A 9,667-nucleotide genomic window follows, 5' to 3' on the forward strand; every position below is an offset into this window, starting at 1 on the left:
GTGCTGACGTCGGACAATTTACAGTCCCTATGTTCAATGAATACCTAGAGCGCGTATTGGCTAAAAAATTGTAGATCTCGTCGCGACCAAAAACCACACTTGCACCTCAAACTCCCCGCCAATCGGCACCACTTGTGGGTATTGGGCCCAAACCTACAGGCATGCGGTGCCCCACCGGCTTTGCGTCCCTCGCTACTATCTCATTCGGCACCGCCTTTTTTGGGGGTAACCCGCATCCATGATGGCTGGCGTCCCGAGCACTAACTCTATTCGGCCGTATTCTGATCCTCTATAAGTCCCCATCGCCGTCATCGCTGGAACGCCATGTCGACCTTGCACTTCGTCCTCAGCATCGCAACGCCGCTAGCCACGGGTGTAATGGCCGTATTGTGGGCAGGCTATATCTCCAAAGGTATGAGCGAGCTGCCGCAGCGGTCGATGCCACGCGATATTAGGACGTGGTGAGCGCGAAGAGATAAACCACTTTATTCAGCGTCTTGAAAAGACAGCTAGGCAAACCAAGGCGTTGAGTAGACCGGATTTCTACTTTAGACCGGTTTCGTCAAAACCTTCAGCCACTTCCATCCGGCATATTTGTCTCCCGTCTGCCTGACGTGGGTGTACCGCTGGAGGCTCTGCCAGGAGCGGTGCCCTGAGACGGACGCAGCCAGTGGCAATGTGCGCCCCATCTCGAAGAGGCGTGTCACGCCTTCGTGGCGCAGGTCGTGGAAGTGAAGGTCGACGATCCCGAGGAAGGCGCAGGCTCGGGTGAAGGCCGCCGAGATCGCATCCGTGCCCGCGGGGAAGATGCGCGCAGCAGGACGGGGCAGGGCGCGCACAATCGCCAGGGCTTCGGGAGTCAGCTCGCACCAGACATCGTTGCCCGCCTTCTGGCCGGGGTTCTTCATGTCCCGCACAAGGATGCGCGAGCCATCCTCGTCGAGATCGCCCCAGGTGATCCGGGTGATCTCCTCCTGCCGGCGGGTGGAGAAGAGGGCGAAGGCGATGATGGCCTGCATCGGGATCGTGCCCGGCCGGCGCGTGCGCACCTCACCGAAGTGCGTCATCAGGCGGTCGAGTTCGTCCAGCGTCGGCCGGCGCTCCCGCATGCTGGATTTGGCGGTGAGCCCGAGGCGCTTGGCGACCGTCTGAGCGGCACGCATCTGTGCGGGATCGAGAGGGTAGCCCCAGGCTGGCTGGGCGACGGCGAAAATTGCACTGAGATGCGCCAGGTAGTTGCCGACCGTCTGCGGCTGGCGACCGGCAGACAGCTCGGCGGCGAAGGCTACGACTTCCGCGCTGGTGATCGCCGAGCACCGCTTCTCGGCGAGATCGAACCCCTTGATGGCTGTGAGCACCTGAGCCTTCGTCCGCCCGAGGGACCCACGCGAGTCCTTCACGTACCGGTCAATGACATCCGCCAGCGTCGGATCATCCACCTTCGCCGAGGTGAGCGCGCCCGGCTGCCCGAGTTCATGCTCGCGCTTCTTGATCCAGGCGCGGGCGGCCGGGAGCCGGTCGAACGTCTTGGTCTCCCGGTGGGAGAGACCATCTCTTTTGACGGCGACCTGGGCATGATAACCGACGCCACCGCTCTTTCGCTTTCGCTCGACGATGGTGCCCACGTCGCCCCCGAGCCGCCCGGTACAGCATGGGCCTCAGGAGTACAGCATTGCTGTACTCAGGGCAACGAAACCGGCACAAACTGGCCCGATCGGCCGGAAATGGTACAGCACGGAACTCGGACCAAGTGGCTACAGAAGTTGAAAAATCCAACGATTTCAGTCCGTTTCGGTTCTCCATCGCACCGATGATGGATTGGACCGACCGGCATTGCCGGGGGTTCCACCGCGTCCTCTCCGCCCGCGCCCGGCTCTACACCGAGATGGTGACGACCGGCGCCGTGCTGCACGGGCCGCGGGAGCGGCTGCTCGGCTTCGCCCCGGCCGAGCACCCGGTGGCGGTGCAGCTCGGGGGCTCGGACCCGGCCGACCTCGCCGAGGCCGCGCGGATCGCGGAGGGGTTCGGCTACGACGAGGTCAACCTCAACGTCGGCTGCCCCTCGGACCGGGTGCAGGACGGGCGCTTCGGCGCCTGCCTGATGCGCGAGCCCGGCCTCGTGGGCGCGTGCGTGGCGGCGATGAAGGCGGCCATCCGCGTGCCCGTGACGGTGAAGTGCCGCATCGGCGTGGACGACCAGGACCCGGAGGCCGCCCTCGACGCGCTGGCGGACGCGGCAGCGCAGGCCGGCGTCGACGGCCTCGTGGTGCATGCCCGCAAGGCCTGGCTGCAGGGGCTCTCGCCCAAGGAGAACCGGGACGTGCCGCCCCTCGACCACGACCGCGTCGTGCGCCTGAAGCGGGCGCGGCCCGGGATGCCGATCGCGGTGAACGGCGGCATCGTCTCGATCGCTCAGGCCAAGGCGCAGCTTGCCGGCCTCGACGGGGTGATGATGGGGCGCGCGGCCTATGCCGACCCCTCGGTGCTGCTGGGCGTCGACCCGGAGCTGTTCGGAGAGCCCCCCCCGGTGGCGGACGCCTTCGCGGCGGTGGAGGCCTACGCACCGGTGATCGCCGAGGCGCTGGCGGGCGGCGAGCGGCTGCACGCGATGACGCGGCACATGCTCGGCCTGTTCAACGGACGCCCCGGCGCGCGGGCCTACCGGCGCCACCTCTCGACGCTGGGCACCCGGAACGATGCGGACCTCGCGACCCTGCGCGCGGCCGTGGCGATGGTCTCCCGCGAGGAGCCCGAGACCCGCGCGGCCTGAGGAGTCACGGCCCCTGGAGGATCAGGCGGTCGCCGCGCACCTCGTAGCCGGAGAGGCGGGTCAGGAAGCTCTGGCCCAGGAGGTTGGTGCGCAGAGCCCCCGGCCGGCTGACCATGGCGTCCACCCGCCGCTCGGTGATCGGGCCGATGCCGACCGAGTCGAGCAGGATCGGGGCGGCGTAGGCCGGCCCGTTGGCGGTCGAGACCCGGACGGTGAACGCAGCCTCGGCCGGGCGGATGCCCAACGCCGCCGCGTTCTCGGCCGTCAGCACCACGGCGCTCGCCCCCGTGTCGAAGGCGAAGGACTGGGTCTTCCCGTTCACCTCCGCCTCCACCCGGAACTCCCCGTCCGAGCGCCGGGTGATCGTGACGCTGCCGCCGGGACCGAGGGCGGCCGAGCCGGGCCGCAGGTCCCCCATCACCCGGCTCGTCACCCCCTGGAGCTGATCGCGGTAGGAATAGCCGACGACGCAGGCGAGACCGATCATCGCCCAGACCAGCAGGGCGCGCAGGTTCGCGCCGATCGACCCGCTGAACTGGCGCCAGAACCCGGCCGTCACCAGGACGAGGATGCCGGCGGTCCAGGCGAGGCTCGCGAACCGGTCGGGCTCGATCACGCCGCCGATGCTGTCGCTGCCGTCCGTGAGGACGAGGACCGCGACCACCAGGGCGATGCCGGCGAGCCCCAGATAGATCATGACGCCGCCGGCCCCCGCACCGGGGAAAGACGCGCCGCCCGCAGCCGCCCTTCGAGCCCCGCCATGATGGTGCGGCGCTGGGGCTCGGTGAGGCCGCCCCAGGCGCCGATCTCGTGGCGGGTGCGCCCGCAGCCGAGACAGAGGCCGGAGGCCGCGTCGATGACGCAGACCTTGGTGCAGGGGCTCGACGGCTTTTGCGCGGGCAGGCTCATGGGCCCTCCATGCCCGCGGGCAGCCCTTCCGATCAAGGGGGCGTGCCGTCGCCGAGGCCGCCGCTCGAACGCGCCGGTTTGCGCGGTCCGGGGGGAGGGCAAGGAACGGGATCGTCGCGATCGGGAGCGCCCTACCCGAAGAACCCGCTATTGACCTGGGCCGCGGTGACCCCGTTCAACTGAACCGTGCCGCCGCCCGACAGCGTCAGGATCGCCGCACCACCGGCGGTGGAGCCGATCGCGTAGCCCTGTCCGGACAGCCCGATCCGATCGCCGGCCGCCTGATTGAAGTCCGTGACGACGTCGGTCCCGGAACCGAGCCCGAACACGAACCGGTCCGCATCCGCGCCACCGGTGAGCACGTCGTTGCCGAGGTCACCGTAGAGGGTGTCCCGCCCGAGATCGCCGAACAGCACGTCGTCGCCCTGTCCCCCGTAGATCAGGTCGTTGCCCTGCCCTCCGAAGACGGTGTCGTTGCCGAAGTTCCCGAGAAGCGTGTCGGCCCCGAGGTTACCGAGCACGAGGTCGTCGTTCTGGCCGCCGTAGACGATGTCGTCGTCCTGGCCTCCGAACAGGGTGTCGTTGCCGAGATTCCCGAACAGGGTGTCGTTGCCCTGGTTACCGTAGATCGTGTCGTTGCCGCCGAGCCCATAGATGACGTCGGTGCCGCCGTAGCCGTAGATCAGTTCGCTGCTCGATTGTCCACGCAACACATCTGCGAAAGACGTTCCGCTGATCGTGCTTCCGTTGGCGAATATGGCGTCTACGGTCAGGCTCGCGTTGCTGGAATACGATCTGCCGGCGACGTTGACGTAGATGCCGTTCTCGTCCAGCGAGATGTCCTCGATCCCCAGGCGGACCCCGTTCGCGGCCACGAGCGTGACGCCGACGATGGGCGCGACGGTCCCGTCCGTGTCGGACAAGGAAAGCCCGTTGAACGCTCCGCTCAAATAGGAGCCGGAATTCTGGCCGACCTGATATGTGATGCGCGCCGCGGCAATATCGATCGATGCATTCACGACTTGAGCATTGTCGTTCGGATCGTTGTCATATCGGCCGATATTCGTGAACTCGGGCTGAGAGCCCGGCTGGTCGGTGACGACAGCCGAGACAGGCGTGCTCGTCGCCCGTCCGATGGTCGGATAATACGATACATATGTCAGGCGACTACCAATAAAACTCACACTAATCCCCTGCGCTTGTCTTGCTTGAGCAAGCTTGACAGTGAAACCAGCGCAGCACAAGCCTCGGGGGCTGTTAATAATAATCTCCGATTAACCCTCGATTCTGGCAAGACTCACACCTACCAGCCGGCGCATATGGAATATGATTCAATGAATCTTCATTAATAACGAAATGTTTGTGCCGTAGATAGAGCAGGTCTGTCCTTTCGATTAGATCGTCGCCTCCATATCCTCGCTCAAGGCAAGCCACTCCTCCTCCGCCGCGCCGAGCGCCGTGACGGCGTCCGAACGCATCTTGGCGATCTCGCCGGCTTTGGCCGCGTTCTGCTGGAAGGCGGAGCCGTCGGCGAGCGCCGCGTCGATCTTGGCGATGGCCATCGTGAGCTTCTCCATCCGCGCCTCCAGCCCTTCGAGCTTCTTGCGCAGGGGGGCCAGCGCCGCGCGGCGCTCCACGGCGGAACGGCGGGCCTCCGCCTTCTGGCCGCCGGCGCCCTCGGAAGCGCGCTCGTCGTCCCGCTCGGGCCCGGCCAGGACGAGGCGGCGGTAATCGTCCATGTCACCGTCGAAGGCCTTGACCGTGCCGTCGGCCACCAGCCAGAGCCGGTCGGCGCAGGCCTCCACCAGGAAGCGGTCGTGGGAGACCAGGATGACGGCGCCCTCGTAGTCGTTGATCGCCTCGACCAGCGCCTGCCGGCTCTCGATGTCGAGGTGGTTGGTGGGCTCGTCCAGGATCAGCAGGTGGGGGCCGCGGAAGGCGGCCAGCCCCATCAGCAGCCGGGCCTTCTCGCCGCCGGAGAGCTTTTCCACCGGCGTGTCGGCCTTGGAGGCGGGAAAGCCCAGGCGGGCGGTGGCCGCCCGCGCGCGGGCCTCCGGCACGTCCGGCATCAGGGTGCGCACGTGGGCGTAGGCGCTCTCGGAGGGCCTGAGTTCGTCGAGCTGGTGCTGGGCGAAGTAGGCCACCTCCATCTTCCCGGCCCGGGTCATGGTGCCGGACAAGACCCCCATCCGCCCGCCGATGAGCTTGCAGAAGGTCGACTTGCCGTTGCCGTTGGCGCCCAGCAGCGCCACCCGGTCGTCGGGGGCCAGACTCAGGTTCATCCCCGAGAGCACGACGCGCTCGCCGTAGCCGACCTGGGCCCGCTCCATCGCCACGATCGGCGGCGACAGGGGCTTTTCCGGGCTCGGCAGGTGGAACACCGGCACGTCGTCCTCGATCAGGGCGGAGATCGGCTCCATCCGGGCCAGCCGCTTGACGCGGGACTGGGCCTGCCGGGCCTTGGTCGCCTTGGCCTTGAAGCGATCGATGAAGCTCTGGAGGTGGGCGCGCTCGGCGTCCTGCTTCACCTTGGCCTTGGCCAGCAGCACCCGCTTCTCGGAGAGCTGGCGGGCGAAGCTGGTGTAGCCGCCGCGGTAGATCGTCAGCCGGCCCCGGTCGAGGTGGAGGATGTGGTCGACGCACTCGTCCAGGAGGTCGCGGTCGTGGGAGATGATGATCGCGGTGCGGGGATAGCGCTCCAGGTAGTCGTAGAGCCAGATCGTGCCCTCGATGTCGAGGTAGTTGGTGGGCTCGTCCAGCAGCAGCAGGTCGGGCTCGGAGAACAGCACGGCGGCCAGCGCCACCCGCATCCGCCAGCCGCCGGAGAAGTCGGCGCAGGGGCGCCCCTGCGCGGCCGCGTCGAAGCCCAGCCCGTGCAGGATCGCGGCGGCGCGGGCGGGCGCCGAATGGGCGCCGATGTCGACGAGCCGCGTCTCGATCTCGGCCCGGCGCACCCCGTCGGCGTGCTCGGCCTCGTCCATCAGCCGGGCGCGCTCCAGGTCGGCGGCCAGCACCACGGCGTGCAGGGTCTCGGGCCCGGCCGGCGCCTCCTGGGCCACCGCGCCGATGCGCATGCCCCGGGGCATCGACACGGATTTCGGGTCGGTCGCCAGTTCGCCGAGGATGGCCTTGAACAGGGTGGTCTTGCCCGCCCCGTTGCGCCCGACGAGGCCGACGCGGGCCCCGTCGGGGATCGCGAAGCTCGCGGAATCGAGGATCAGGCGCTCGCCGAGGCGGTAGGTGAGGTCGTTGACGCGCAGCATGCCGCGTTCTGGCGGGGCGCGGGCGCCGAGGCAAGCGGGCTCTTCCTCGGCCTCGCTCGCCGGGCGCCCGCCTCCGCGGGCTCAGGCTTTCGCTTCGCTCTGAGTTTTGCGGGACGTTCGTCCTGAAAAACACGCTCCGCGGAGCGCGCTTCGCGCTCCGAAGCCGGCTTCGAGCGGTTATTCGGCGACGGCCTCGGCCACCTTTACGGAGCCGGCATCGTGGATGATGGCTTCGGCGGCGGCCTTGGCCAGCAGGTCGTAGCCGCCGTCGGCCATGTGCAGGCCGTCGGGGGCGAAGAGCTGCTTGCGGGTGAGCTGGCCCTCGCGGACCCAGCGGTGCATCAGCTCGGCGCGGCGGATCACCGGCACGTCGAGTTCGGCGCCGATCTCGCGCACCGCGTCACGGAAGCGGTGGGAACCGGGGGTGGCCTCCAGGGTCGGGCACCATTGCGGCTCCATCAGCACCACGTCGATGCCGGCCTCCTGCATCCTGCGCACGGCGCCGATGGTGGCCTCGCGAAAATGCTCGATGCTGACGCCGCGCAGCGGGTCGTTGCTGCCGGTCTGCCAGATCACGAGCTGGGGCTCGGCCGCGATCACGTCGCGGTCGAGGCGGCGGAGCATGTCGTCGGTGTGCTCGCCGCCGATGCCGCGGTTCAGCACCGTGACCTGGCCGCCGAGCTGGGGCAGGGCCTTGCGCAGGTCGGCTTCCAGGCGGGCGGGGTAGGAATGGGCGCGGCTGCTGGCGCCGATGCCCTCGGTGGAGGAGGAGCCGAAGGCGACGATGCGCAAGGGTGCGCCGAGGCTGAGCTGGCGGGCCACGTGCGGCAGGTCCGCGTCGGGCTGCTTGTCGAAGCCGAAGACGCCGAGGTCGAGGGCCTCCGGCAGGAGGTCGGCATAGGCCAGGACGGCGCTCGGCAGAACCAGCAGCCCCAGCGCCAGGGCCGCGCCGCGCATCAGGCTGCGCAGGGGCTTCGAAGCGGGGCGGGTGGAGGCGCTATGCGGCACGTGTGGGGTTCTCGGCCATCGGGCGGGTTGTTACGCGTGAGATACAATCTGGCACGGCGGCCCGGAAGGCCCGGTTCCCGACATCCCTTGAAACTTCATTGTATTCGTAACTCAAAATTAAGGCAGAACGTTAACGGCGCGGCAGGTATTCCGGAGATGCAGCCGCACCACGCCGCCGCGCTTCGGGGCGCTGGAACCGGTTCTCGGCCCGAAGTGTGGAGGTTTCACGACGGTCCCGCCCGACAATGCGGGTGCCGGACGAATCGGCGTCGCGTGAGCGCGCGTCGATCCCGAACGCGCGGACCAGGTCAGATGTAGGCCGAAGCGTGGGCCGGCGAGCGTCCGAGGGCGTGGGCCAGCACCTCCAGGGACTGGCCGATCTCGGCGCGGGTGCTGATCCCGCCGAGGCAGATCCGCACCGCTTCCGGCGCGGGGCCCGCCGCGCAGAAGGCGTCGCTGGCCACCACCCCGAGCCCGGCCGAGCGGCCCTGGCTGGCGAAGGCCGAGCGGGTCCAACCCTCGGGCAAGGTCATCCAGAGATGGAAGCCGTCCGGGTCGGCGCGCACGAGCCCGGGGGGCAGGAGGCGGGCGGCCAGCACCTGGCGGGCGCGGGATTCGGCCCGGACGAAGGCGAGGACCGCGTCCCCTGTGCCGTCCTCGATCCAGCGGGTGGCGAGCGCCGTCGTGACCGGCGAGGCCATCACGGTCGCCGCGCGCAGGGTCGAGGCCAGGGCCAGGGAGGCCCGCGCGCTCGGGGCGACGAGGTAGGCCAGGCGCAGGCCGGCGCCGAGGCACTTGGCGAGGCCGGCCACGTAATAGGTGATCTCGGGGGCGAGCCGGCAGAAGCTCGGGGGCGGGTCCGGGCAGACGAAGCCGTAGGCGTCGTCCTCGATGATCGCCAGCCCGTAGCGCCGGGCGACGGTGACGATGGCCGCGCGGCGGGCCGCCCCGATGGTCTCGGTGGTCGGGTTCTGGAGCGTCGGGTTGAGGTAGATCGCCTTGGGCGCGAGCCGGGTGCAGGCGGCGGCGAAGGCATCGGGCTCCACGCCCTCGGCATCCATCGGCAGGCCGACGACCCGCAGGCCCCGGTGGGCCGCGAGCGCCCGCACGCCGGGATAGGTCAGGGCCTCGGTGCAGAGCACGTCGCCGGGCTCCGCGACGTAGCCGAGGATGGCGTCCAGCGCGCTGTGGGCGCCAGGGCAGATCAGGAGCCGGTCGGGGCCGGCCTCCACGTCCCGCCGGGCGAGCCAGCGGCCGGCCGCCGCCTTGTCGCTGCCCGTGCCGCCGAAGCCCTGGTAGCGCAGGAGGTTGGGCAGGTCCTCGGCGATGGCCGCCAGGCCGGCCTGCATCCGGGCCACAAGCCGCGGGTCGTCGGGCTCGGGCGGCAGGTTCATGGTGAAGTCGACCGGGCCGTGCCGGCCCGGGCCCGCGGCCTTCTCCCCGGCGCGGGCCGCGCGGGCGGGATTGCGCACGAACGTCCCTTGGCCGACCCGCGACTCCACCAGCCCCCGCGCCTGGGCCTCGACGTAGCCCCGCGCCACGGTGGTGAAGTTCAGGGCGAGGCGCTCGGCCAGCAGCCGCTGGGGCGGCAGCCGCTCGGACGGGGCGAGCCGCCCGGTGCGCACGTCCTCCGCGATGGCCTCGGCGATGGCGCGGTAATGGGGCTTGCCCCAGCGCCGCAGGTCGGGCGTCCAGCCGGCGCCTGGAGGCGGGCGGG

Annotated in this window: 8 protein-coding genes; 1 reads left to right on the forward strand and 7 read right to left on the reverse strand. The window is 69.4% G+C overall.

Annotation, left to right across the window (positions count from 1 at the left end):
- Window positions 1-548: 548 nt before the first annotated feature.
- Entirely contained in the window at window positions 549-1,625 is a 1,077-nt protein-coding gene (locus COGEMETH_RS19665; RefSeq protein ID WP_238184296.1) for a tyrosine-type recombinase/integrase, read from the reverse strand.
- A 125-nt stretch (window positions 1,626-1,750) separates the two neighbouring features.
- Between COGEMETH_RS19665 and dusA the strand changes: the two genes are divergently transcribed.
- Window positions 1,751-2,770, forward strand: coding sequence for a tRNA dihydrouridine(20/20a) synthase DusA (gene dusA, locus COGEMETH_RS19670; RefSeq protein ID WP_283215031.1), 1,020 nt, complete (start codon window positions 1,751-1,753; stop codon window positions 2,768-2,770).
- Window positions 2,771-2,774: 4 nt separating this feature from the next.
- Here dusA and COGEMETH_RS19675 read toward each other — a convergent pair whose 3' ends face one another.
- From COGEMETH_RS19675 to COGEMETH_RS19700, 6 genes are all read right to left on the reverse strand, one after another.
- Window positions 2,775-3,467: a retropepsin-like aspartic protease family protein gene (locus tag COGEMETH_RS19675; RefSeq protein WP_238184298.1), complete on the reverse strand. Its 693-nt coding sequence runs from the start codon at window positions 3,465-3,467 to the stop codon at window positions 2,775-2,777.
- Window positions 3,464-3,679: a DUF1289 domain-containing protein gene (locus tag COGEMETH_RS19680; RefSeq protein WP_238184299.1), complete on the reverse strand. Its 216-nt coding sequence runs from the start codon at window positions 3,677-3,679 to the stop codon at window positions 3,464-3,466. The genes COGEMETH_RS19675 and COGEMETH_RS19680 overlap by 4 nt, the downstream gene beginning before the upstream one ends.
- Window positions 3,680-3,810: 131 nt before the next feature.
- Window positions 3,811-4,923: a calcium-binding protein gene (locus tag COGEMETH_RS19685; protein ID WP_238184300.1), complete on the reverse strand. Its 1,113-nt coding sequence runs from the start codon at window positions 4,921-4,923 to the stop codon at window positions 3,811-3,813.
- Window positions 4,924-5,073: 150 nt separating this feature from the next.
- A complete protein-coding gene (locus tag COGEMETH_RS19690) occupies window positions 5,074-6,942 on the reverse strand; it encodes an ABC-F family ATP-binding cassette domain-containing protein (RefSeq protein ID WP_238184301.1) in 1,869 nt (622 codons plus the stop codon).
- Window positions 6,943-7,119: 177 nt separating this feature from the next.
- Window positions 7,120-7,899, reverse strand: a complete 780-nt coding sequence (locus COGEMETH_RS19695) for an SGNH/GDSL hydrolase family protein (protein ID WP_238184302.1) — start codon at window positions 7,897-7,899, stop codon at window positions 7,120-7,122.
- A 359-nt stretch (window positions 7,900-8,258) separates the two neighbouring features.
- Window positions 8,259-9,632 (reverse strand): aminotransferase-like domain-containing protein, encoded by a 1,374-nt coding sequence (locus COGEMETH_RS19700; protein WP_238184303.1) that lies wholly within the window; start codon window positions 9,630-9,632, stop codon window positions 8,259-8,261.
- Window positions 9,633-9,667: the final 35 nt, after the last annotated feature.

It is taken from the genome of Methylobacterium trifolii (assembly GCF_022179685.1).
In the GTDB taxonomy this organism is placed as follows: domain Bacteria; phylum Pseudomonadota; class Alphaproteobacteria; order Rhizobiales; family Beijerinckiaceae; genus Methylobacterium; species Methylobacterium trifolii.

What these genes read in the sequence shown, in the direction of transcription:
- COGEMETH_RS19675 (WP_238184298.1), bottom strand. Translation starts at nt 3,467, where the DNA reads ATGATCTATCTGGGGCTCGCCGGCATCGCCCTGGTGGTCGCGGTCCTC.
- COGEMETH_RS19680 (WP_238184299.1), bottom strand. Translation starts at nt 3,679, where the DNA reads ATGAGCCTGCCCGCGCAAAAGCCGTCGAGCCCCTGCACCAAGGTCTGC.
- COGEMETH_RS19690 (WP_238184301.1), bottom strand. Translation starts at nt 6,942, where the DNA reads ATGCTGCGCGTCAACGACCTCACCTACCGCCTCGGCGAGCGCCTGATC.
- COGEMETH_RS19695 (WP_238184302.1), bottom strand. Translation starts at nt 7,899, where the DNA reads ATGCGCGGCGCGGCCCTGGCGCTGGGGCTGCTGGTTCTGCCGAGCGCC.